The 23053-nt window shown below is 45.0% G+C and carries 25 protein-coding genes; 23 read left to right on the top strand and 2 right to left on the bottom strand.

The features are described 5' to 3' along the window. The first annotated feature begins 1 nt into the window (after position 1). From ACR1R9_RS15045 to ACR1R9_RS14990, 12 genes are all read left to right on the top strand, one after another. On the top strand, positions 2-445 hold the full coding sequence (locus ACR1R9_RS15045; RefSeq protein WP_433923278.1) for a GNAT family N-acetyltransferase: 444 nt from the start codon (positions 2-4) through the stop codon (positions 443-445). A gap of 53 nt (positions 446-498) precedes the next feature. After that, the gene (locus tag ACR1R9_RS15040) at positions 499-1134 is read left to right on the top strand and encodes a hypothetical protein (RefSeq protein WP_433923279.1); all 636 of its coding nucleotides are present in this window, start codon (positions 499-501) and stop codon (positions 1132-1134) included. A gap of 38 nt (positions 1135-1172) precedes the next feature. After that, positions 1173-1673, top strand: a complete 501-nt coding sequence (locus tag ACR1R9_RS15035; protein WP_175381273.1) for a GNAT family N-acetyltransferase — start codon at positions 1173-1175, stop codon at positions 1671-1673. Next, positions 1642-2088, top strand: a complete 447-nt coding sequence (locus ACR1R9_RS15030) for a DUF6886 family protein (RefSeq protein ID WP_433923280.1) — start codon at positions 1642-1644, stop codon at positions 2086-2088. Before ACR1R9_RS15035 ends, ACR1R9_RS15030 begins: the two co-directional genes overlap by 32 nt. A 62-nt stretch (positions 2089-2150) precedes the next feature. Next, the gene (locus ACR1R9_RS15025) at positions 2151-2627 is read left to right on the top strand and encodes a GyrI-like domain-containing protein (protein ID WP_433923281.1); all 477 of its coding nucleotides are present in this window, start codon (positions 2151-2153) and stop codon (positions 2625-2627) included. 100 nt (positions 2628-2727) lie between these two features. After that, positions 2728-3276, top strand: coding sequence for a glutathione peroxidase (locus tag ACR1R9_RS15020; protein WP_076289649.1), 549 nt, complete (start codon positions 2728-2730; stop codon positions 3274-3276). A gap of 157 nt (positions 3277-3433) precedes the next feature. Continuing rightward, on the top strand, positions 3434-4294 hold the full coding sequence (locus tag ACR1R9_RS15015; RefSeq protein WP_433923282.1) for an AraC family transcriptional regulator: 861 nt from the start codon (positions 3434-3436) through the stop codon (positions 4292-4294). Positions 4295-4346: 52 nt separating this feature from the next. Then, positions 4347-5117 carry an acyl-ACP thioesterase domain-containing protein gene (locus ACR1R9_RS15010; protein ID WP_175381270.1) on the top strand — a complete coding sequence of 257 codons (771 nt, stop codon included), beginning with the start codon at positions 4347-4349 and terminating at the stop codon, positions 5115-5117. Positions 5118-5299: 182 nt separating this feature from the next. Continuing rightward, the gene (locus tag ACR1R9_RS15005; RefSeq protein ID WP_175381269.1) at positions 5300-5545 is read left to right on the top strand and encodes a hypothetical protein; all 246 of its coding nucleotides are present in this window, start codon (positions 5300-5302) and stop codon (positions 5543-5545) included. A 142-nt stretch (positions 5546-5687) separates the two neighbouring features. Further along, positions 5688-6290 carry a nitroreductase family protein gene (locus ACR1R9_RS15000; RefSeq protein WP_433923283.1) on the top strand — a complete coding sequence of 201 codons (603 nt, stop codon included), beginning with the start codon at positions 5688-5690 and terminating at the stop codon, positions 6288-6290. A 150-nt stretch (positions 6291-6440) separates the two neighbouring features. After that, positions 6441-8072, top strand: coding sequence for an S-layer homology domain-containing protein (locus ACR1R9_RS14995; protein ID WP_433923284.1), 1632 nt, complete (start codon positions 6441-6443; stop codon positions 8070-8072). A 198-nt stretch (positions 8073-8270) separates the two neighbouring features. Continuing rightward, positions 8271-9167 carry an NAD(P)/FAD-dependent oxidoreductase gene (locus tag ACR1R9_RS14990; protein ID WP_433923285.1) on the top strand — a complete coding sequence of 299 codons (897 nt, stop codon included), beginning with the start codon at positions 8271-8273 and terminating at the stop codon, positions 9165-9167. A 163-nt stretch (positions 9168-9330) separates the two neighbouring features. On the opposite strand, the gene ACR1R9_RS14985 is transcribed toward ACR1R9_RS14990, so the two are convergent. Then, positions 9331-9519: a hypothetical protein gene (locus tag ACR1R9_RS14985; protein WP_099852957.1), complete on the bottom strand. Its 189-nt coding sequence runs from the start codon at positions 9517-9519 to the stop codon at positions 9331-9333. Positions 9520-9690: 171 nt separating this feature from the next. Between ACR1R9_RS14985 and ACR1R9_RS14980 the strand changes: the two genes are divergently transcribed. The 7 genes from ACR1R9_RS14980 (at position 9691) to ACR1R9_RS14950 (ending at position 14856) form a co-directional block, all read left to right on the top strand. Then, complete coding sequence (locus tag ACR1R9_RS14980) at positions 9691-11091, top strand: FAD-binding oxidoreductase (protein WP_433923286.1); 1401 nt, start codon at positions 9691-9693, stop codon at positions 11089-11091. Continuing rightward, positions 11088-11642 (top strand): MFS transporter, encoded by a 555-nt coding sequence (locus ACR1R9_RS14975; RefSeq protein ID WP_433923287.1) that lies wholly within the window; start codon positions 11088-11090, stop codon positions 11640-11642. The genes ACR1R9_RS14980 and ACR1R9_RS14975 overlap by 4 nt, the downstream gene beginning before the upstream one ends. Before the next feature lie 116 nt (positions 11643-11758). Further along, on the top strand, positions 11759-12112 hold the full coding sequence (locus ACR1R9_RS14970) for a DUF3243 domain-containing protein (protein ID WP_072732493.1): 354 nt from the start codon (positions 11759-11761) through the stop codon (positions 12110-12112). A 236-nt stretch (positions 12113-12348) separates the two neighbouring features. Beyond that, entirely contained in the window at positions 12349-12912 is a 564-nt protein-coding gene (locus tag ACR1R9_RS14965; protein WP_083678925.1) for a hypothetical protein, read from the top strand. A 158-nt stretch (positions 12913-13070) separates the two neighbouring features. Next, positions 13071-13928 carry a heme o synthase gene (cyoE, locus tag ACR1R9_RS14960; RefSeq protein ID WP_433923288.1) on the top strand — a complete coding sequence of 286 codons (858 nt, stop codon included), beginning with the start codon at positions 13071-13073 and terminating at the stop codon, positions 13926-13928. 215 nt (positions 13929-14143) lie between these two features. Next, complete coding sequence (locus tag ACR1R9_RS14955; RefSeq protein WP_433923708.1) at positions 14144-14605, top strand: tetratricopeptide repeat protein; 462 nt, start codon at positions 14144-14146, stop codon at positions 14603-14605. 47 nt (positions 14606-14652) lie between these two features. Next, complete coding sequence (locus ACR1R9_RS14950) at positions 14653-14856, top strand: hypothetical protein (protein WP_076289659.1); 204 nt, start codon at positions 14653-14655, stop codon at positions 14854-14856. Positions 14857-14872: 16 nt separating this feature from the next. On the opposite strand, the gene ACR1R9_RS14945 is transcribed toward ACR1R9_RS14950, so the two are convergent. Further along, positions 14873-15748, bottom strand: a complete 876-nt coding sequence (locus ACR1R9_RS14945) for a LysR family transcriptional regulator (RefSeq protein ID WP_076289660.1) — start codon at positions 15746-15748, stop codon at positions 14873-14875. A gap of 165 nt (positions 15749-15913) precedes the next feature. Here ACR1R9_RS14945 and ACR1R9_RS14940 point away from each other — a divergent pair, with 165 nt between their 5' ends. The 4 genes from ACR1R9_RS14940 to ACR1R9_RS14925 all read left to right on the top strand — a co-directional run bounded on the left by ACR1R9_RS14940 (position 15914) and on the right by ACR1R9_RS14925 (position 23008). Continuing rightward, positions 15914-16861: a DMT family transporter gene (locus ACR1R9_RS14940; protein WP_433923289.1), complete on the top strand. Its 948-nt coding sequence runs from the start codon at positions 15914-15916 to the stop codon at positions 16859-16861. A gap of 202 nt (positions 16862-17063) precedes the next feature. Then, positions 17064-18089, top strand: a complete 1026-nt coding sequence (locus ACR1R9_RS14935) for a LacI family DNA-binding transcriptional regulator (RefSeq protein WP_326066250.1) — start codon at positions 17064-17066, stop codon at positions 18087-18089. Positions 18090-18345: 256 nt separating this feature from the next. Then, positions 18346-20895, top strand: a complete 2550-nt coding sequence (locus ACR1R9_RS14930) for a beta-mannosidase (protein ID WP_433923292.1) — start codon at positions 18346-18348, stop codon at positions 20893-20895. 202 nt (positions 20896-21097) lie between these two features. Then, on the top strand, positions 21098-23008 hold the full coding sequence (locus ACR1R9_RS14925; RefSeq protein WP_433923293.1) for an AraC family transcriptional regulator: 1911 nt from the start codon (positions 21098-21100) through the stop codon (positions 23006-23008). Positions 23009-23053 lie beyond the last annotated feature (45 nt).

Genomic DNA, 23053 nt, shown 5'->3' with positions numbered 1-23053 from the left:
AATGAATAACCCTGCTGTTAACGACGAATTGAAAATTGTAATTGAAGATCATGAGGAGGATTACCATGCTGTCTGTAGCAATCTGTATCAATACAATCTAAGAGAAACAAATGGTCTGTTAAAGAAACCTGGCAAAAGCATCAATTTGTTTCTAAGGGAAAAGACAGGCAAAGCAGTAGGTGGGATCTTCTGTGCTACGTACTGTTATACTTTATATATTGATAACTTTTGGATTGATGAAGAATACAGGGAAAATGGGTATGGGAAATCATTAATCATGCAAGCAGAGAGCATTGCTGTTAGTGAGGGTTGCAAACTTTCACATACAAGTACATTTTCTTATCAGTCTCCTGAATTTTACAAGAAGATGGGTTACGAAGTGTTTGGAATGATCGATGAATACCCGGAAGGAATTATTCAGTACTTCTTGAAGAAAAGATTATAGACCTACATAGGAATCTCAGCAACATTATATAACATCTACAAAGGAGAAATGATATGACGGTCGTTGGAATCTTGGGGACAATTCATAATCAAGAATTAAGAGAAAAATATAATAGTTCACTTACCCTGTATGAGGATCTGATTACAGAATTCAACCCGGATATGATCTGCGGTGAAGTGCATCCCCAGAGTTGGAAGAAGTATATCAAGGATAAACAGGATAAGGGATACTGGGGGGAGCCAGCCAGTGAGTATTGGGAGCTTATCTTTCCATTATGCGAAGAACGAAATATAGAGTTTGTGCCTATTGACTGGTTTGAGTTAGATGTCTGGAATGATTTTGATCCATTTAACGGATTCTCAGAAGAGCAGCGTAAAACGTTGGAGAAGATCGATGATGAATGGTTTGCTAAACAAATGAATACACATGACGTTGGGTTGATTCCCTTCAACTCGGATGCGTTTGATACTATGACGAAACAAAAATATGAATGGTTGGATCAGATTAATCCAAAAGCAAATAACTTTAGATGGATCGTACGAAATCAGATCATGATTCAACGTGTGAAGAACACGTATCATTTGAATCCGGGTAAGAAAATTCTATGTGTTGTGGGAGCAGATCATAATTATATTTTCAAAGAGGAATTGATCAATGAACCTATTGAATTAGTATATCCATTAAGATAGTTCAATGAATAGATTATAACCTTCAGGAGGTATATTCCATGATCAGATTGTGCAACAGCATGGACGCAGATACAATGGTTGAGATCATTAATGATGCAGCAAAGGCATACCAGGGTGTAATTCCTGAGGATCGCTATCACGAACCCTACATGCCATTGCAAGAATTGAATCAGGAAATCCATGATGGCGTTGTATTCTGGGGCTTTGAAGAAAATAATAGATTATGGGGCGTTATGGGAATTCAGGATAAAGGTGATGTTGCTTTAATCAGGCACGCATATGTAAGAACTCACCAACGCGGTAGCGGAATAGGCACAAAGTTGTTGGCTCATCTGGTGGCATCCACCGATAAACCGATATTAATAGGAACCTGGAACTCAGCAGAATGGGCTATAAAATTCTATTTGAAAAATGGTTTCACCCTAGTTTCATCGGATGAGAAGAAGCAGTTATTAACTCGATACTGGAACGTCCCCGAAAGACAAATCGAAACCTCTGTCGTTTTATGTGACGGGAAGTGGGGCGCTGTTGGAATGTAAGAGCATTCATGAATATTCATATTACTTTCTAAGAGATTGCCCGAGAATCATCTGTAAAAAGACAGACACTTTAAGTGATGAGAATAACGAGAAGTTTTTCAAACATTCTAATGCGGATATCATCATTACGGTTGAAAGTTCATGGTATCCGAGGATTATGAATCAGGTTATATATAGGTACCATTTCGATGACACTAATTTTGAACGCTTTGATGCAACGGCGGGATACTACATTTCTTATCAAGTTACCAAACCTCTACATATAGACCGCATGGAGGGTTTAATAGAGAGATTATTTAAGAAAGGAATCGAACTCAGATTTACTCCAAATCTGTACCCACTGAGAGAGGCGATACTTACATCGGATTTCAAAGAATTTGGAATACATAGATTCAATAACGCAACGAAAGTTTAGAGTGATTACATTTCGCTTTGATTCATTGAGTTATGACATGTTCTAAAAGGAGGGGATCATATATGGAAGCTAAAGTTGTGACTTTGCCCGCTTTTCAGGTGGTAGGGTATAAAATTGAAGCCACGGTTGAAGCATTTGAAGCGGGTCTTGGCAAGATACATCATGAACAACTGCACAAAAGAAAAGAGGAGATTCAGCTTCGGAAAAATGATAATGTCATATTGATGCAGATTTATCCTATGGACGCAGATTTCAATCCCAAGGAGGATGTATTTACACATCTGATTGGTTATGAGGTACTCGCAGACAGCGCTGCCCCACCTGATATGATTCTTCATGCAGTCAAAGAAAGCCAATATGTGACTTGTACGCACAAAGGGTTTGAATCGGAGCTTGATGCTACATATGATTATTTATATGGCCAATGGATAAGTGAAACGGGATATGAACTGAAGGACTATGATTTTGAAATTTGGGATGAACGATATCAACCTGATCATCCCAATAAGGAGATTGATTTGTTCGTAGCGTTGCAGTAGTTATAGGCTTTTTTTACGATACAGAATCTTCTATTTCGTATATAATAGAAATTCATATGAGTCTATATAACTACATAACATCGCGAGGTGCACCAATTTTATGCCAACCATCTATGACTTTAGCGTAACCAAAACGAGTGGAGAACGTTTCCCACTCTATCAATACGAAGGAAAACCTGTATTGATTGTGAATACAGCGAGCAAGTGTAAGTACACACATCAGTTCGACGATATGCAGAAGCTTTATGATCGGTATAAAGAGCAAGGGCTTCAGATCATTGGTTTCCCGTGTAATCAGTTTGCGGAGCAAGAACCGGGAAGTAGTGAAGAGGCGGAGTCCTTTTGTCAGATTAACTATGGTGTGAAATTCCCCATGTTCTCCAAGATGGATGTCAATGGAGAAGCGGCGCATCCGTTGTATGACTTTTTGAAAAAGTCGGGACCTTTTGCAGGTTTTGATGAGTCAGATGTGCAAGCGAAACTGCTAAAGCTGATGGTGGCGGACAAAGCGCCGGAATGGTTGCATGGTGATGCGATCAAGTGGAACTTCACGAAGTTTCTGATTGATGGCGAAGGGCATGTGGTTAAACGTTTTGAACCTGTTGATTCGATTGACGAGATCCAGACGAGTATTGAACAACTACTGTAAGTTATCTTTCACAATCCTAAAGGGCCATGACACGTACCGTACAAACAAACGGATATGTGCATGGCCTTCTATATTTCAAGTTTGTCCAGTACTATCCGACATGATGTGAAACGGGTAAAATGGTAAGAAACCTCTCCAGAACAGGAGGTACTTGAACGTGCCAAGTGTAATGCAATTTAGTGGTCCATTGGAATATAGCTATCGCTCCACCAGCACGTACGACCCAGGAGCATCGGATGGATTTCATTCGCATCCGCAATATGAGGTGTACTATTTTCATGATGGCGAATGCACCTATCTGATTGGAGATCGAGTCTACAACCTTGAACCGGGTGACCTGGTCCTGATGCATGGCATGACCCTTCATCGGCCACATCCGATGCCAGGCAGACCTTATGTGCGAACGACGCTGCACTTTGATCCCTCGGCCATCCGCAGCAGTCTGCACCCGGACCGGGTGAGCGAAGTGTTAAAGCCGTTCGAAGAACTGAGAAACTGCCGGATCAATCTCACAGGCAATATTCGCTCCGAATTCGAAGCCTTGCTGCTGAGTATGCATCAGCTAATGGTGAATTCGGGTGATTTCAAAGAGGAACGCATGAACGTTCGCTTATGTGACCTGCTGTATGTTATAGCTGGAATCTGCCGAGGCAGGGTCGAGGACCACCTTCCCTCTTCCGATAAGGAGCGGCATGTACAGCATATCATTGGTTATGTCGAAACTCATTATATGGAGGACATTGGGCTGGATGATCTGGCAAGTGAGCTTCATCTGTCCAAGCCTTATCTGGCCGGATTGTTTAAAGAAATGACAGGCAGTACCATATTTAAATATGTGTATGACCGCCGCATTAATCAGGCCAAGCTGTTATTCCAATACCAGCCGGATATCAGTGTGACAGAGGCTAGCCGGTTGGCCGGGTTCAAACGTTTATCCCACTTCAGTCGCATGTTCAAACAAAGCGTAGGGTGTGCACCTGATCTGTACCGCAGTCGATTACATCGATCGTTTGATTAATGTAGTGTTACCGATCAGAAATTATTTCTGCACAGCCTGAGGAGGTTACTAAGTGCAATCAGAAAAACCATTCAAGCTTGATTACCGAATTGGATCAGCCGATGCCGATTACAGATCACAATGTCGTGTATCTGCTTTACTGGAACATATGCAGTTGGCAGCAGACCGCGATTTAGCAGGCATGGGAGTTACCGTATCGGAGATGCTCGATCAGGGATTGGGCTGGATGCTATTAACGACAGATGTCACGATCATACGCCCAGCCCGCTTGGAAGAAGAAGTATCCTTGCAGACGTGGCATAAAGAAAATAAAGGTGTGACATGGTTAAGGGATTATATCCTCACAGATCGAGAGGGCACACATCTGGCTGAAGCTCGTACGGCTTGGGCATTGGTCGATCTAAAGAGACGCAGAGTCGTCAGACCTTCAGCTTTACCTTTTGAAGTGAAATCGCATCCTGATTTATCTTTAGGTGAAGCCCCTGCTAAAGTGACAGTTCCCTCTGAACTCAGCTTGCAGGAACAATATCGTTTAACTGTACAATACAGCAGCACAGACAGTAATGGTCATATGAACAACGCCCGATATGCAGACGTATGTTGTGATGCATTAACACTGGATGAACTGGCTTCAGGTATGAGCCGCCTGCAAATTTCATATCATCGTGAGATTCGTATGCAGGAGCAAATGATTGTTGAGCGTTCAGAGGTTACAGAGGGAACTGTGTGGGTCCGAGGAAGATTGGCTGAAGAGAATGAGAGCATTATTTTTGAAGCCAAATTAAGTCTCGCAGACTCAACCGCTTCGCCCAGTAATCAATAAAATGGAACTGAATACAAGTAGATGAAGTCAACCAGTCCGTTCTGGTTGGCTTTTTTTCTATTTTTACCTCCTGATGCAGATATAGATGCACCTGTTACGTTCATCGCATAGTTCGCGCCGTGTTTAGAAGGCAGACAGAAAAGGTAAAAGAAGGGTAAATGAAAACTGAGGAGGAATCACGAATGAAAGAGCGCACACCGGATCAAAATATCAAGGATGCACATATGGATCGTTCCCATGATAATCCGGAGCAGTATCCAACAGAGAAGGAAAGTTTGCTTGATCGGCATGAAGAAGAGCAGACGGTGGACCCCATTCCGATGGAAGATCTGAACATGGAGAAGCAGGAAGAGAAGAATAAAGATCAGACCAAGAGCAATTCGTCAACGGAAGAGAAATATCGCGCAGATTACCGCGAAACCAAGTGATCAGATTTATGCAATAGCTGTTTGAAAAAAATAAAATGTACATTTAGTGAAAATAAAATAGTTTGTTGACTAATGTATGTTACTATATTATAGTTACTGTGTTGGCAAATTAGGAAATACCATTTTGGGAGGCGAATGTTTAATGTCTAAATCTTTCTTTGAAGCGTTGAAAAACAGAAGATCTTATTATGGAATCAGCAAGGAATCCACAATCTCGGATGCTAAAATCCAGGAAATCGTGGAAGAAGCGGTAAAATACACTCCGACTTCATTCAACTCACAAACATCTCGTGCCGTAGTATTGCTCGGTGAACAACACGACAAATTGTGGAATCACACCGAAGAAATTTTGCGTGAAGTGGTTGGCAATGAAGAGGCGTTTAAATCTACAGCTGAAAAAATGGCCGGATTCCGCAGCGGATACGGTACAGTACTCTTCTTCGAAGACAACAATGTGATTGCGCAGCTTCAACAAAATTTTGCAGCTTATGCGGATAACTTCCCGATCTGGGCGAACCAATCCAACGGTATGTTGCAACTGGTGATCTGGACTGCTTTGGAACAAGAAGGTCTGGGCGCTTCCCTGCAGCACTATAACCCGTTAATTGACGAGAAGGTCAAACAAGAGTGGAACATTCCGGAGAACTGGAGACTGATCGCACAAATGCCATTCGGCAAACCAACAGCAACACCAGGCGAGAAAGAATTCCAACCGATTGAAGAGCGTGTAAAAGTACACAAGTAAGACTTTCGCCAGAAGCCGAAGGTGACCTCGATTCACAAAAAATGGAGGAGCACTCGCTCTGCGAATTTCCCAATATTTAACCACATACGGCCTCGCTTCAATTTGATACGATGATGTAGATCGTACTCCAATGAAGCGAGGCTTTTTGATGTGAATAATAGAATATTTAAACGTACCCGGCGAAAGCTATGGAATGCTATTTTGTGCGGTGTACTGGTGATAGTATCAATCTCCATCGGTGAATCCACAGCTCAGGCAGCAGCAACACAACAGGTGTTCAAGGATACAAGCTCCAGTTATGCCAAGGATGCCATTGCACATCTGGTTAAGGCGGGAATTGCTGCCGGCACCTCCGAGAATACGTTTGAACCCAAAAAGGCAGTCACTCGTGCTGAATTTTCAACATTTGCTGTGAGACTACTGGGTCTGAAACCTGTTAAAAACAATATTAATCCTTATAACGATGTTAGCATGAGTGCTTGGTACTACGGAAACGTTGCAGCCATGACCAATCTTTTCATACTTGAGGGCAAAAGTCAGGGCGTGTTCCAGCCCAACGCTTCCATTACTCGGGAAGAGGCGGCTGCATTGCTGGTGAGGATGCTGAAACAATCCTCCAAATCAACGAATCTTCTGTCATCCACGTATGACGATGCAGCTGAGATATCCGACTGGGCGCGTCCTTATGTGCAGACCGTATATCAACTTGGCTTGATGCGCGGCAGTGATGGCAAGTTTCGACCTCATGACCAAGTGACCAGAGAAGAGGCAGCAGTGATGCTGGATGCCATTTTGCAAAAGAAAACCTGGTCAGATCAGCTGAAAAGCGAGGATCAGCTCGGTATTCAGCTAGGATGGCAATATAACGCCTCTACTGCTGAGTTCAAGAAACAGATCGAACAGTCGGAAGCAAACACACTGGTTCCCCGTTGGTTTTTCCTGAATAGCAGCATGAAAGTCACAGATCTCACGGACACGTCGTTAGTATCATGGGCATCTGCTACAGACCGACAGGTATGGCCGTTGCTTGGCAATCGTTCGAACCCCGACCTTACTCACCAGATGTTATCGAGCTCATCCAACCGGGCGTCGGTGATCTCACAGGTCACATCTTATGTGAAAACATATAAACTGGATGGCATTAACGTGGATTTCGAGAACGTACTGCCAGCTGATCGTGAAGGAATGACTGCATTTATTACTTCCCTGACAACGGCTCTGCATGCGCTGGGTGCTGTTGTGTCTGTAGATGTATCACCCGATCTGGGGACAGACTGGACCGATGCATTTGATTATGCGAAATTGGGCGCCGTATCGGATTATATGGTACTGATGGGATATGAGGAGCACTGGAACGGCGATCCACAAGCAGGGTCTGTGGCATCTCTTCCTTGGGTTGAAAGGGCTCTGGATACGATGCTCGCTGAGGTCGTTCGCGCCAAAACAATTCTGGCTTTACCTTTGTATACACGGGATTGGTCTTCCGTTAATGCGGCTGCCAGTTCATGGGACATCACCTTGTCAGAACAGGGCACTCGTGCACGAGCTTCAGGTTCCGTGAGACGATGGGATGCAGAGCTGGTTCAATATGTCATCGGCTACAACAGTAATGGGACACCGAGATATATTTGGGCAGAGGATAGTCGTTCATTATCCGCGAAAGTAATGATGAGCGGAGAACGTAACATTGCCGGATTGGCCTACTGGTATATGGGCGGAGAGACGGCAGATGTATGGAATGCCATTTCGAATGCTTCACGATTTGAATCATACATTTTCTAAATTCCGGTATTATAATCCTTCCTAAATTTCGACCCAAACGCACCGTTATTTAGACGGATGGTTTGGGTTGTTTTATTTTGGTAAAAGCTAAGTTGTAATGGATCACGTTTGATTTTGGTTGAACGGTGTAAATGGATAGAAGGATAGTGAACTGTCCAATAACATATAAGAGATAGAAGCATAGGAGGGAGATGGAGCATGCGAGAGTATGATTGCATCATAGTAGGTGGAGGACTCGCAGGACTTCAGGCAGCCATTCAGATGGGGCGTTACTCTTGCCATCGGGTGTTGGTAGTGGACGCAGGAGAAGGCAGATCAACGTTATGCCGAACCTATCATAATATTCTTGGTTTTCCTGATGGAGTATCCGGTGAAGAGCTGCGCTCCAAAGGAAGAATGCAGGCAGAGCGGACAGGAGTGTTTTTTGAGAAAGACCGTATCATAAAGGCAGGACGCCGGGGAGAACAAATTCAATTGTTCGGCTCTTCCGGCTCTGAATATATGGCAAAAACAGTCCTACTAGCAACTGGACTAACGGACAGGATACCGGCCATTCCGGGATTAAGGCCTACGTTGGGACGAACAGTATATGTGTGCCCGGATTGCGATGGATATGAGATTCAGGATCAGCGCACGATATTGCTGGGTGCAGGCGAAGCCGGTGCAAATATGGCTATGGTTTTGATTCAACGTACGACTGAATTGTTGTACATTAACCATGAGCAGTCGCCAATCTCTGCTGAGCTTCATCGAAGCATGAAAGAGGCAGGAGTTCGTTACCTTGAAGCCGCCGTCCAAGAAGTGCAACAGATGGAAGATGGTCATATTACGGGTGTGCTGACGGAAGATGGACAGATTTATGAGTCAGAGCGTGGATTCATCGCGTTTGGAGGCAATCGTGTACATTATGAACTGGCAGAGCAGCTTGGAGCCGTCATCGCGGATAATAAACACGTGGAAACCAACCCACGCAGTATGCAGGCCGCGCCTAATGTATGGATTGCCGGGGATCTGGGCCTTCACGCGGAACAAGCTACGGTTGCCATGTGCGAAGGTTCGATTGCTGCGATCTGGATTCACAAGGCATTGCAATAGATGAAAAAGGAAAACAAGGTGAATCAGATTTAAAAGCAAATTAAAAAGCAGATGGTGAACATCCATATTCATAGAAAAAACAAAAAAGTCCCCGACCGTTGTGACTAAGGTTGGAGGACTTTTTGCGTTGTACGCAAGCTGTTTGCAAAAGGAGGGTCTGAATTTATTTGCTGTTTGTATCGCGGGTCTCGGCCGTTTTGCCTTTGTGAGGATGGGTGATATTGTCTACGATTTCTCCTACGGCCTCTTCAATCATATCGGTTGGGCCGGGATTGTCCGGATCTGGGTGCAGAATTGTATTAACACCAGGCTCAAGATCTTTGTTTTTTCGCTCTTTTTTATATTCATTCATGGAAAATCCCTCCTTATTCAGGTATGTTTAAGGTGTTCCTTAACATATCCAATCCTTGTAATCTATATGTAAACGATTAACCAATTGAATCAAATTGAAACGCTAAGTGTTAGGGGAGGGGTTCATCTGGTCAAAAAAATGAGCATGCTCCTGTTACTTCTGATTTTATGTATGTGGACATATTGGAGAACGGATAGCGATGATCAGAATCCGTATCTGATTACCGACTACAGCCGCCTTCATCCGGTTAAGGTTGAACGTGTAGTTGAAGGTCATGAAGAGCAGCAGCTCGTTGAACTTCTTCGGGACGCCCGAGAGCGGAACCTGACGATATCGATTGCCGGGCAGCGGCATAGTCAGGGAGGACACACCTATTATAAAGATGGCATTGTCATAGACATGACCTCGTATAACAAAGTGCTGGAAGTCAATATCGATGCCAAAAAGGTGTGTGTGCAGGCTGGGGCGACCTGGGCTGATGTACAGCGAGCCATTAACCCATATGGACTGGCGGTCAAAAATATGCAGTCCCAAAATATTTTCACCGTAGGCGGATCTATCAGTGTAAATGCACACGGTCGTGAACTTCAGCAGGGTTCCTTGATTGAAAGTGTCGATTCCTTTCATCTCTTGACAGCAGATGGTCAGATTCGGCTAGTCAGTCGCACCGAGAATGCCGAGCTTTTCCAGCTTGTTCTCGGCGGTTACGGACTGTTTGGCGTGATTCTGGACGTTACGTTGACGTTAACGGATGACGAAGTCTACCGTCTCACAACTGATCAGGTGCAGGTTGAGGAGTATCCGTCTTATTTTCAAAAGAATGTCCTGGGAGATCCGATGATGCGAATGCATCTGGCCCGAATTTCAGTTCAGCCTGGTGCAGGCTACTTTCGCGAGATGTATGCATTGAATTATGCCTCTGATCCAACGGTTTCACTGGATGATTATAATCATCTGGATGAACGTGAAAGGGGCGTGCTTCCCAGCAAACTTCTGTTCAACCTGAATCGTGAATTCGAATGGGGGCGGGCCTGGTTTTGGCCGCTGCAGCAGCGGTACTTCGAGTCACAAGATGGCAAGAGGCTCAGCCGCAATAATGCCATGGCTTCTGCGTCTGCCTTCATGGAGTATCATCAGCCGGGTGAAAATGATCTGCTGCAGGAATATTTTATTCCGGTTGAAGCCTTTCCCGCATTTGTTCAGGAGATGGGTGAGATCGTATCACAGGAGCAATTGGATCTGCTTAACATTACAGTCAGGTATGTGAAACACGATGAAGAAGCTGTGCTTTCCTATGCGACGCAGGATATGTTTGGTCTTGTCTGTTTATTTCACGCTTCATTGTCCGAGGAAGAACAAGGGAAGTTCAAGGACAGTATGCAGCAGCTGATAGATGTCGTCCTTCGTTATAACGGAACATATTATCTGCCCTATGCAGGTTATGCAACTTCAGAGCAATTCGAACAGGCCTATCCACGAAAGAATGAGTTTTTTGCAGCTAAAGAAAAAATTGACCCCAATCATCTTTTTATGAACTATTTTATGGAGCAGTATGGAGGAAATCATCCATGAATATCAAGTGGCTTGTTCGATCTCAAAGTATTGTTACGCTCGCTTCGGGCATGATCTATCCGTATTATCTTTTGTTTCTCAAAAATCTGGGTAACAGCTTCTCCAAATATGGGCTTGCCTTTGCCGTATTTACAATCAGCTCGGCTGCTGCTTCACAATGGCTCGCTCCCCGGATGGATCGACACGCCAAGCAGTGGCTCATTGTAAGTTCGATGGGGATGGCTGCAGCCATGATTGCCTTTCCATGGGTCATATCCTATATCTGGGTGCTGCTGCTGCAAATGATGATGGGGATATGCAATGCGATGCAGCGAATGAGTGAACGGGTGCTGCTCGCCGATTATACGGTGGCTGGGCAACGAGGCCCAGCTGTAGGTAACTATCATTTCTGGACATCCGCCGCGTCTGGATTTGCGGTTATTGTTGGCGGTGTGCTGATTGATTGGCTGACGATCGATGTATTATTTTATCTGAGTGCCATACTGTATATGTGGGGAGCTCTGGTAGTATGGCGATTACGAAGCATTTCTGAGGAAGCAGTAAATGGATAAAGGATAGAAATGGTCTGATTAATCTCCAGCGAGAAGTTTATATTATAGATAACCTGGTATGATTAAGCATTTTGCTTACATTCCACAAAGCGATTATACTCAAGGAGGTTTTTCAGATGAATGAACAAAATCATGTTATCCATAAAGATGGCCAAGTTTCAACGGACAAAGTAGACAATGCGATTGATAAGATTGCGCCGGAGGAACGGGAACAGATTTTACAGAATTTTGATGCCTTTAAAGGATATCTCGGCAAACGAATTGCAATGGGAGAATCGATTGGACTGGGTGAGGAGCAGATGGCCAAAATCGCCGAGAAAGTAGCCGACTATTTGGCAGCCCGGGAAGAGCCGCGTAACCGTGAAGAGAAGTTGCTGCAAGAACTGTGGAATGTCGGGAAAGAGGAAGAACGCCATATGCTGGCTCATATGCTGGTGCGTCTAGCACAAGGTTCAACCCCGAATCATTAAGATTGAGCTGAAACTAAAGCTAAGCCAATAGAGACTCTGGATGCCGTGGCATTTGGGGTCTCTTTTTTTGATGACATCTATTGTAACTATTTTTCATCTGGCTGATACTTTTACAGTGTGTACACCCAGTATGATAGGGAGAGTAGAAAGAAAGATTAAATATTCATATGAGCGTTTGAAGAGAAAGCCTTCCGGTTAAGGAATAGTAACGTTCATAATAAGGAGAGATGCTGCCTATGAAGAACGCGGCGAAACAATGGAAATTACGAATGCTGGGTGCGGCTGTTGCATTGCTTGGCATGATTGTGCTTGCTACATATTTGCTTACACCAGCGAACGCTGAGGAGAGCTCAGACTCTGTACAGGCTTCTGCCAAAGCGCAGGCTGCAAACTCTGAGATGTTTACAGCGTATGTGGAAGACATACAGCATGAGGATGGTAAATTGTACTTGATTGTGGACAAGATTGGCTGGTATCAAGGTGCAGAGGCTGATAAAGTTTTTGAACAACGCAATCCGGACTCCGGTATAGATGGTGCTCCTGATGGTTATTATATTGTCAATGACAGCAAAGAGCAGGAAAAAGTAGAAGTAAGTGCTAATGCTGAAGTGTTGATGCAGTTGTATGATCGTGATGGAACAGTGTCGGGTACCAACATTCAATGGAATGAGTCAGTGGCGCTCAGCAAATTCGAATCCTTGTATGAGAATACCAATATTCTCGATCTGTCCGTATTCCCATATCACCTCACTGTGCAGGATGGCAAAGTGACCAAAATTGTACAGCAGTACATTCCATAACTTTAGATTAAAATGCAACGGTTAAGCATTCCTCCGGTTCCGTTGAACCGGCAGGGATGCTTTTTGGTTATGACAAATTCATGAAGGAGATTGTAATTCATGGTATGTACATGTATCATTATAGGAATGGTGTTTTTACATAGTTCAGGAGGCTTCTCATGCTTAAAGACATGATTGCGTTAACGAAACCCGGACTTTTGCGGCTGAATGTGTTTGCGGTAGCGGTAGGGTTCTGGGTCGCTTCAAAATGGGATATCTCTTGGGTATCTCTGCTCATGGTGTTGATTGGATCAACCTTGGTCATCGCTTCGGCTTGTGTCATTAACAACTATTGGGATCGTGAATTGGATCAGAAGATGGAGCGTACCAAAAAACGGATTGATTACATCAATCATCTCAAACCCAAGTTTGTATTGGGGTATGGAATTGTTCTTGGAGTGGCCGGTTTTGTACTGCTCTACTTCCTGGTCAATCCGTTATCCGGTTGGATGGCACTGCTCGGATGGTTTGCTTATATCGTGATCTACACGATGTGGCTCAAACGCAGTTCGACCTGGAGTACTTCATTGGGTGGAATTGCGGGGGCTATGCCGCCTGTAATCGGTTATTGTGCGGTAACCAATCAGATTGATGTAGGTGCCTGGTTGCTGTTTGCGCTGTTATTCCTGTGGCAGCCACCTCACTTCTGGTCACTCGGGATTCGCAGGGTGGAAGAATATCGTGCAGCCGGTTTCCCACTGTTGCCGGTAGTCAAAGGTGTGAAGCGTACAAAGGTGCAGATGATTCCTTACGTGTTTCTGTTGCTTCCTGCTGTATTTCTGTTGTATTACTACAACTACGTTGGACTTGTGTTTCTGCTTGTATCCGTTATTGGTGGTCTGATCTGGTTTGTCCATACATTAAGCGGATTGAAAACTCAGGATAATGAGAAATGGGCCAAGGTTAACTTTCTGATCTCCGTCAATTATCTCATGGTTGTATTCATTGTCATGGTGGCAAATACAACCTGGTCCTGAGCAATTCATCACTTTTGTATGTTTGTGAAATATTCGAATATGAAGACGCCGAGTTAGCTGTGGCATCTTACGAAAAAGCACGCTGTAGAACAGGCTTGGACAACCTCTGGTTGTCCCGGGCGTACTTCTCGGGGTGTTTTTTTGCTATAATTATACTATGGAAAATGATTTTGGAAGAATGGGAAGTGGAGTAGAAGAATGATTTACAGCAGGCTATCCTCTTGAGAACGGAGGGGAAAATGCAGGAGGCGATAGAGCTGCTGCAGGAACTGGCGTTACAGGAACCGGACAATGCACAAGTTTGGTACCAGCTGGCTTGGGCTCATGATTCACTTGGACTGGAGCGGGAAGCGGTACCGCATTATGAGAAGGCTCTAAGTCTTCGGCTTCCGGTTGAGGACAGGACAGGTGCCATACTTGGACTTGGCAGCACGTATCGGACTCTGGGGCAGTACGAGCAGGCGAAGGCCTGGTTTGAAAAGGGGTTAAGTGAATTCCCGGAGAACCGGGAATTTGAAGTTTTTCTTGCCATGGTGCTCTACAATCTGGGCGAGCATGCGGAGGCTATGAGACGGCTGCTTGTACAACTGGCCGATACATCAAAGGATAAGGGAATAAACGACTACAGCAGAGCCATCCGTTTCTATGCAGATCAACTGGATCGAGTATGGGATTAGAACTGTTGTATTCGAGCGATAACACCTAATCTAAAGGAGAGGCTTGGATGAATTCGAATCACGAACAAGAACAAGTGCACGAAAGACTTGACCGGCTTGAGCAGAAGTTGGATTACCTGGCAGAAGCTCAACAGGCGAACAGACGCTCACCCGGTGTACGCTTTCTGATTGGTTTTGCAATTGTGATTGCCGTTGTATTTATTCTCATGCTGGTCATTGGCATTATACAGTTTATTAGTAGTGGCAGTTGAGTCAACGGAGGACCGATTATAACGATGGAGCTAGCCATTCCTGTACCGCTTCAATGAAACGACGTGAAGCGGGGGACAGATTGGTGAGAGACGGGCAAGCGATGCCAATGGTACGATAAGGATTTCCAGTGAGTGGAACAAGAGCGAGTTCATTCGTATGGTGTTGAAGAACCATTTCAGGCAAAAGACTGATGCCAAGACCGTTTCGAACCATCGCCATGATGGCCTGATCTTCGGCGACCTCATAGACCACATTCAGCTTGGCCGCATGCTGTCGGATCAACCGTTCGATCTCGTTATCACCGCCCCATTTAGGCAAAATAAAGGGCTGTTCCAGCAGTACATCAAATGAGACAGCCTTCTCCGTAGCGAGTGGATGTTCCAGAGGCAGGATGCACATCATCCTGTCTTTTTGTAATGGAATCGTCTCAAAAGGCGAAGAATCGCCAAGGGACAGAAAGCCAAGATCGATGGCACCTCCAGCCAGCCAGCCTTCAATTTCTGCGTAGTCCCCTTCCCACAGCTTAATTTCGATTCCAGGATGACGGAGGCGAAATTGCTTCAGGATGCCAGGCAGCCACTGCGTGGATACACTGGCGAATGTGCCAATACGAACGGTTCCAATCTCGGCGCCGCGAATTAGTGAAATTTCCTGGTTCATCAGTTCCGTCCAACGCAGAATTTCACGAGTATAGCCCAGAATGCGTTCCCCTTCAGCAGTAAGTCGTACACCGGAGCGGCCTCGATTCAGCAGCGAAAAACCACACTCGGTCTCCAAACTGGCGATCGCATGACTGACCGCTGATTGGGTAATATTCAATGCTTCTGCTGCTTTGGTGAGGCTGCCGTATTCCACTACGGCATTCAAAATTTCGTATTTGACCAATGACATGAAAGATTCCGTTCCTCTCTTCATTTAATACATGAGTTCGTTTCATATATATCATTATAAATATTCATTTTTATAATGCAAAGGGATCGTTTATACTTGCCAAGGCGAGTTAGTTCGACAGAGCCTCGGTTAGATTACAATACATAGAATGAAGGTAGAAGCAAGATGAACGGAGTACGTGCACCACAAGGTCAGGCATCAAGAAGAGCGGATTTGCAGATGCTGCTCGCAACGGTAATATGGGGATCATCCTATCTATTTATGAAATCAGGACTGGAGTCCATGCAGGAATTGAATCTGGTCGCTTTCCGGTTTGGAATTGCCTTTATTGCGGCAGCTGTCCTTTTCCATCGGCGACTGTTCAGAATGGATCGAGGAACGCTTGCAGCAGGGGCTATTATGGGAACAGCGTTATTCGCGGCCTTTGTATTTATCACTTATGGAGTACAGCGCACAACGGCTTCCCAGGCAGGATTTTTGATCAGTTTGGCAGTGATCTTTGTGCCCATCCTGACGACAATTCTGCATCGACGAATGCCAGACTTGCGGTTAACGATAAGTATTATCGTGGCGGTAATTGGGCTCGCATTGTTGACACTTCAACATGAGCTTAGCCTGCATATGGGGGATATCCTTTGCATTCTCGCAGCATTAATGTACGCGATCTACATTATGATTGCTGGCAAGTATACGCCGAAGCATGATCCACTAACGCTGGGGACGGTGCAACTGGGCGTTGCAGCCCTGTGGGGGCTGGCTGCTACATTTGTGCTGGAGACACCACGTTTACCTGACACACCTCAATCTTGGGCAGCCATTCTGGGTCTGGGAGTACTGTGCAGCGGTATTGGTTACATTTTGCAGACTCTTGCCCAGCGGCATGCTTCACCAACGAGAACGAGTCTGATCTTTTCGCTCGAACCGTTGTTTGCCGCAGCATTTGCTTTTAGCTTTCAAGGGGAGTCCCTTACGCTGCAAGGGTATGCGGGTGCAGCACTGATGCTCATTGGTGTTCTGATTACAGAGATCAGAGTCCCCTATCCGGTATTCTGGCGCAGAAAGCGGACAGCATTACAGACCGAACTGGGAGATCAGGGAGCACCGGGCGTATAATTTAGAAATAAAGCAAGAGTTCTTCCATCAACTTCATTGTGAAGGTGGTGGAGGACTTTTTTTTTGTTATTTATTTGAGGAATTTTAAGAATTTATAGCAAGTCCTCAACCTAACAAAATGAAACTTTTCATAACTTGTTTTGTTGAATCTCTTTTTTTATGCTACACTAAATGAAAAATAAAGGAAAAACGGGTGAGAAAGATGGCCAAAAGAGTAACCATGCAGCAAATTGCCGACGCTGCGGGGGTATCCAAATTCGCAGTCTCTCGTGCGTTGACCGGTAAACCTGGTGTCAGTGAACATACCCGGGAGATGATTGTCAGGACGGCAGGACAGCTCGGATATTTCAAAGCGGAACCGAAACGTTATCTAGTGGAAACCCCTGCTGAACAGGAGATGAAGATAGATAGACAGGGGACTATTCTGATCTTGTTTCCTAACATTCGATCGCAGAATCGTTCCTCCCTGTACTGGGGTCCTATCTTTGACGGAATATCTGCACGCCTGAATGAGAAGGGCATGGATATCCTGACCTTGACGGAACCTTCCTCGGATCGTATGTTTTCGGTGCTGAATCCCGAAGCTATTAGCGGAATTATTACCGTAGGTTCCATCTCCACATCCGTATTGCTTGAGATTTATCGACTGCACATTCCACTTGTGATGGTTGATCATGAAGATCCGGCAATTCATGGAGATACGATATTTACAGATAACATGAAATGCATGCAGGAACTGGTTTTGATGCTCGTTGGAAAGGGCTACAGACGGCTACAGTTTGCTGGCGAATTGCCTGATGCAGCCAGTTTCAGAGAGCGATGGCTCGGCTATCGTTCAGTACTGGAAGAGATGCAGCTGCAGGTCTCGCAGCAAGCAGATTTGCTGGGACCTGATCTGGATCACATTCGAGAATCGATTGTCGCCATGAAGATGGAGGATATCCCCGAAGTGATGGTATGTGCCAACGACCACATGGCCGCTGTTGTGATTGGTGCACTCCAAAGCAGGGGCATCGAGGTGCCGGAGCGCTGTGCAGTAACCGGATTCGATAATACCCGTACAGAAGAGCCGATTCTTGCTACGATGCATATCGATAAGGAGAATCTGGGCAGACGTGCGGTGGACCAATTATTGTGGCGGTTGGAACATCTGGACGGGCCTTTTGAAAGAAAGCTGATCTATTCCGAACTAATCATTCGTGATGAGTACAATGCTATTTTGCCGTGAAGCTAACGAACGTGAATTTAGAAATGATAAAAATAACACACGCCATCACGCTATAAACATGGGGTGAGAAGACATGGAGAGTATGCTTCATGTCTTTTTTTGTTATCGGATATGTTTATTTAAATAATCCACAAAACGGATTGACTAAATTGAGTATATCGTGTTAATTTTGTTTTGTAAGTTATTTGTTTTTATAATAACAAAACCTAACAAATTGTTTTTTTAAACTACTTCAATAATGATAACGGAGGCTGTCATGAGCAAATTACAATCGCAGACTTTTCAGAATTGGACGTTCAAGGCTTGTGAGGATCAGGAATGGATGCCGGCTCACGTACCCGGCTGTGTGCATACGGATTTGCTGAAATTGGATAAAATACCGGACCCTTTCTATGGAACTAACGAAAAAGAAATTCAATGGGTCGATAAGAAAGACTGGGAATATCGCACGGAATTTGATGTGAATGAAGCACTACTGTCGCAGCAGCATCTGGAGCTGGTCTTTGATGGTCTGGATACATATGCAGATGTTTACGTGAATGAACAACATGTGTTGTCGGCAGACAATATGTTTCGGGTGTGGACAGTCGATGTGAAATCTGTTGTAAAGGCAAGTGGCAACGTTCTCCGAATACGTTTTCGTTCCCCGATCAATGAAGATCTGCCGAAGCTGGAGAAGCTCGGATATGCCCTGCCTGCATCGAATGATCAATCTGACGTGGGGGGACTAGGCGACAAAAGAGTGAGTATTTTTGCACGAAAAGCCCCGTATCACTATGGTTGGGACTGGGGTCCACGTTTTGTAACCAGTGGAATCTGGCGTGAAGCACGCCTTGAAGGATGGACAGACGTACGAATTAATGATGTATTCATTCAACAAAATGAAGTAACCGCTGCTTCCGCTTCGCTCACTGCAGTCGTGGAAGTGGAGTCTACGCAATCGATAGAAACGCTTATTCGAGTAGGAACGGATGAACAGAGCTGGGAGCAGGTTGTAACCCTGAAACCGGGTGTCCAGACTGTGGAAGTTTCAATCTCCATTGATGAACCGAAGCTGTGGTGGAGCCGCGGATTGGGTGACCCGCATATGTATTCTTTCCATACGAAAGTGATCCAGGGCGAACAGGCTGTGGCTGAGTCCACAGTAAAAACGGGTATTCGGTCCATTCGTCTGGTTCGTGACAAAGATGAAGCGGGAGCATCCTTTTATTTTGAGTTAAACGGAGTTGCTGTGTTTGCCAAAGGTGCGAACCACATTCCCAATGATAGCTTCATAACAGAAGTGACACGTGAGCGCTATCTGCATGAGATTGTATCTGCTGCCGAGTCGAACATGAATATGCTCCGTGTATGGGGTGGTGGCTTCTATGAAGAAGACGTATTCTACGAATTGTGTGACGAATATGGTTTGCTCGTATGGCAGGACTTTATGTTTGCATGCAGCATGTATCCTGGAGACGAGGCTTTCCTGAACAGTGTGAAGCATGAGGCGATTGACAATGTGAAACGTCTGCGTAATCATCCAAGCATTGTACTGTGGTGTGGCAATAACGAGATTGATTCAGCGTGGGCACATTACATTGAGGATGGCGGCTGGGGTTGGAAAAAAGATTACAACGTGGAGCAAAGAGAACGCATTTGGGCGGATTACGAAGCTATTTTCCATGATCTTTTGCCAGAAGTGGTTGAAGCTTATGCTCCTGGTGTGGATTATTGGCCTTCTTCACCATTGGTATCACTGTCGGGAGACGAGAAACAGCATGCTCACCCATCCACATCAGAAGGGGATATCCATTATTGGGGTGTGTGGCATAATGTGGAGCCCTTTGAGAACTACAACGTTCATGTTGGACGCTTCATGAGTGAGTATGGCTTCCAGTCCTTCCCTGAATACGATTCGGTTCGCAAGTATGCGGAGGAAGAGGATCTGGCATTGGAGTCTGAAGTCATGCTGGCGCATCAGAAGAACGGGGCAGGTAATCGTCTGATCAAACAATACATGGATATGTACATGCATGAACCGAAAGATTTCCCATCCTTCCTCTATATGAGCCAAGTGCTTCAGGCTGAGGCAATGAAAACAGCCATTGAAGCTCACCGTCGTCGCAAACCGTTCTGTATGGGAACGCTCTACTGGCAGATGAACGATTGCTGGCCGGTTGCTTCCTGGGCGGGTATGGATTACTTTGGACGCTGGAAAGCATTGCAATATTACGCAAAACGCAGCTTCAGCGATATTTTGGTATCGGTAGATGGTACGAAGGAAGATGTGACAGATATTTACCTCATCTCGGATCAGATTGAACCTGTGAAAGGCAAACTCCAGGTACGCCTGATTGGCTTTGATGGCACAGTATATCGTGAGGAAGAGCATGAAGTCGCTCTGGCATCCAACTCTGGTCAACAGGTGCTGTCATTGAGCCAGGCGGAATGGCTGGAAGGCCGCGATGCTGCAACAACATTGCTGCGTATTGATCTGAAGCAGGATGGGGTAGCCGACATCGTACAGGAGCATTATTTTGCACCATCAAAGGACATTTCACTGCAACCAGCGCAAATTAAAGTAACTGAGGTTACTGAGAATGATGGCGTGCATCTGGTTTTGGAAAGTGATGTGCTTGCAAAACAAGTATGGATTTCTACTGAGGCAGAAGGGGTGTTCTCGGACAATTTCTTCGACCTCATTCCTGGCATTCCGGTGAAGGTCAAGTTTACATCCAGAGAGAAATTGCAAGGATCTAATGGTGCTGTCTCCAAGGCGGGGGCCATCCAGGTTCGTTCCATGGCTGATTTTATCAAATTGTAATTATAGACGAAGCAGCAAAATCGTTGAGATCTCCCATAGGGGGATTTCGACGGTTTTTTATTTTCCAGTGCTAAAAGGGAAATGGACTTCAAAGTTATGAACAAGATTGTTATAATTGATAATCATTATCAATTATAAGTGAGTTCTCTGTCACAATGGTTGGGCATTGGGCGTGTTATATCGCTTAAGAAAGGAAGTCTATATGGGAATTCAGGATGATATCAAGCTGTGGGATCAGGTTCAGGTACGGGTGCTTGATGTCCGTCTTATATCATTAACAACGAACGAAAGTTATCGAAATTATGTATTACCAACCAGTGCATTTGTGTATGTAAATGGCAAGAGTCAAATTTGGTTGGATGAAGAGGTGTGGTCTACAGGCAGATTTCTATTGGTGCATGGAGGCAAAGGAAGGCGTCTGACGCTTGAAGCAACCGGAGTTATAGAGGTATATCTGATTTTCTACAAATCAACGCTGCCCTCCAACGTTCTTCTGGACTACCGGATGATGCTGTTACAGAGCAATCCCTTTGAACGTTCCTGGGGACTAGAGCCGGACACTGCGCTTCAGTTGCATGAACTTGTTCGGAATATACATATTTGCTGGACCCGACAGGAGCAACTGGGTCTAATCCAGGTGAAAGGGTATTTCTTTCAACTGATACAGCTTGTATTGAACCAGCAGATTCGAGTGGCATATGAAGGTCAACAACTTTCTTTGACGGATCAGGTTTTACGTTACATAACAACTCATTTTCGTGAATCGATCTCGCTTGATTTCCTTGCTCAGTCTTTGAATTACAGCCCGCAATATTTGTCACGAAAATTCAAAGAACAGACCGGCGTTACACCGACCGAATATTTGATCCGGTTGAGAATTGGAGAGGCTAGGTCTCTGCTGTCCGCTACGGAGGCTTCACTACAAGAGATTGCAACCTATGTGGGTTATCCGGACCCTTTTTATTTCAATCGTATTTTTAAGAAAGAGATGGGAATCACTCCAGGACAATATCGAGTGAAGCAGCGGGAGAACACGAGTGGAGTTTCAAAAAGTACAGTAAATGCAACAAATGAATCCATTGTAACAGGAGGAACAGAACGTTATCCTTTAATTGATGATGATTATCATTATCAATACAATGGAGATGAGGAAATCAACATGTTTAACCAGTTAAGATCAGCCATCATGTCACTAGTGCTTGTGTTTACATTAAGTGCTTGTGGGACAACCGGGCAAGAGGCAGAAACACCAGAGACTGCGGCTGAACCCGAACAACCGACAACGATGGAAACGAAAACCGTAAATACAACATTTGGAGAGGTGGAGGTTCCTGTACATCCAGAGCGAGTCGCTGCCATTGACTATTTGGGAACGGTTCTTGCTCTTGGTGTCAAACCCATTGCTGGAGGACAATTTCTCATGAATAGCCCTTATCTGGAAGGGCATTTGGATGGATTAGAAACGATCGGTGACTCCATTGAACAGCTCATGGAACTGGAGCCAGATCTTATTATTACCTTGAATCCAGACAAAGCGGCTTTTGAAAAATACAGCAAGATTGCACCAACAGTCTCTATTGCATCGATTACTTTCCCAACACTGAAGGAAGAGGTCACTTATTTTGGCGATGTACTTGGCAAACAGGCTGAGGCGAAGCAATGGCTCGAGGAATTCGATCAAGAGATTGCTAAAATAAAGCAGGAAGTGCATGACGTTGTTCCAGCTGATACTACATTCTCTGTGATGCAAGAATATGATCGCCAAGTATTTATTTTTGGCAATCAGTCGGGCCGAGGAGGGCGTAACATCTACGAGTTGCTTGGTTTGCAGGCACCCGCAGTTGTACCTGCCGATTTGATGCAAGGCGCCTATCATGAATTTTCAATTGAGCTGCTCTCCAAATACGCGGGCGATTACATCATTCTGACCAGTGAATCAAAGCTTGAAGATTTAAAGGCAGACCCTGTATGGGGGTCATTGCCTGCTGTCAAAAATGGAAGAGTGTACATATGGACGGAGGAGCAGTCTTGGTTCCGTGACCCAATTGCTCTCCTGAAACAGACACAGGATTTGGCTGAATGGATTATTAAAATGAAAAAAGAAACACAATGAGGACAGGCTGTTTCTGCCCATTCTTTAAGGCCCGGATGCACTTGA

Source organism: Paenibacillus taichungensis, assembly GCF_050994985.1.
In the GTDB taxonomy this organism is placed as follows: domain Bacteria; phylum Bacillota; class Bacilli; order Paenibacillales; family Paenibacillaceae; genus Paenibacillus; species Paenibacillus taichungensis.
This window is presented reverse-complemented; position numbering and strand designations above follow the sequence as displayed.

What these genes read in the sequence shown, in the direction of transcription:
- ACR1R9_RS15045 (WP_433923278.1), top strand. Translation starts at nt 2, where the DNA reads ATGAATAACCCTGCTGTTAACGACGAATTGAAAATTGTAATTGAAGAT.
- ACR1R9_RS15040 (WP_433923279.1), top strand. Translation starts at nt 499, where the DNA reads ATGACGGTCGTTGGAATCTTGGGGACAATTCATAATCAAGAATTAAGA.
- ACR1R9_RS15035 (WP_175381273.1), top strand. Translation starts at nt 1,173, where the DNA reads ATGATCAGATTGTGCAACAGCATGGACGCAGATACAATGGTTGAGATC.
- ACR1R9_RS15025 (WP_433923281.1), top strand. Translation starts at nt 2,151, where the DNA reads ATGGAAGCTAAAGTTGTGACTTTGCCCGCTTTTCAGGTGGTAGGGTAT.
- ACR1R9_RS15020 (WP_076289649.1), top strand. Translation starts at nt 2,728, where the DNA reads ATGCCAACCATCTATGACTTTAGCGTAACCAAAACGAGTGGAGAACGT.
- ACR1R9_RS15005 (WP_175381269.1), top strand. Translation starts at nt 5,300, where the DNA reads ATGAAAGAGCGCACACCGGATCAAAATATCAAGGATGCACATATGGAT.
- ACR1R9_RS15000 (WP_433923283.1), top strand. Translation starts at nt 5,688, where the DNA reads ATGTCTAAATCTTTCTTTGAAGCGTTGAAAAACAGAAGATCTTATTAT.
- ACR1R9_RS14990 (WP_433923285.1), top strand. Translation starts at nt 8,271, where the DNA reads ATGCGAGAGTATGATTGCATCATAGTAGGTGGAGGACTCGCAGGACTT.
- ACR1R9_RS14985 (WP_099852957.1), bottom strand. Translation starts at nt 9,519, where the DNA reads ATGAATGAATATAAAAAAGAGCGAAAAAACAAAGATCTTGAGCCTGGT.
- ACR1R9_RS14980 (WP_433923286.1), top strand. Translation starts at nt 9,691, where the DNA reads ATGTGGACATATTGGAGAACGGATAGCGATGATCAGAATCCGTATCTG.
- ACR1R9_RS14975 (WP_433923287.1), top strand. Translation starts at nt 11,088, where the DNA reads ATGAATATCAAGTGGCTTGTTCGATCTCAAAGTATTGTTACGCTCGCT.
- ACR1R9_RS14970 (WP_072732493.1), top strand. Translation starts at nt 11,759, where the DNA reads ATGAATGAACAAAATCATGTTATCCATAAAGATGGCCAAGTTTCAACG.
- ACR1R9_RS14965 (WP_083678925.1), top strand. Translation starts at nt 12,349, where the DNA reads ATGAAGAACGCGGCGAAACAATGGAAATTACGAATGCTGGGTGCGGCT.
- cyoE (WP_433923288.1), top strand. Translation starts at nt 13,071, where the DNA reads ATGCTTAAAGACATGATTGCGTTAACGAAACCCGGACTTTTGCGGCTG.
- ACR1R9_RS14950 (WP_076289659.1), top strand. Translation starts at nt 14,653, where the DNA reads ATGAATTCGAATCACGAACAAGAACAAGTGCACGAAAGACTTGACCGG.
- ACR1R9_RS14945 (WP_076289660.1), bottom strand. Translation starts at nt 15,748, where the DNA reads ATGTCATTGGTCAAATACGAAATTTTGAATGCCGTAGTGGAATACGGC.
- ACR1R9_RS14940 (WP_433923289.1), top strand. Translation starts at nt 15,914, where the DNA reads ATGAACGGAGTACGTGCACCACAAGGTCAGGCATCAAGAAGAGCGGAT.
- ACR1R9_RS14935 (WP_326066250.1), top strand. Translation starts at nt 17,064, where the DNA reads ATGGCCAAAAGAGTAACCATGCAGCAAATTGCCGACGCTGCGGGGGTA.
- ACR1R9_RS14930 (WP_433923292.1), top strand. Translation starts at nt 18,346, where the DNA reads ATGAGCAAATTACAATCGCAGACTTTTCAGAATTGGACGTTCAAGGCT.
- ACR1R9_RS14925 (WP_433923293.1), top strand. Translation starts at nt 21,098, where the DNA reads ATGGGAATTCAGGATGATATCAAGCTGTGGGATCAGGTTCAGGTACGG.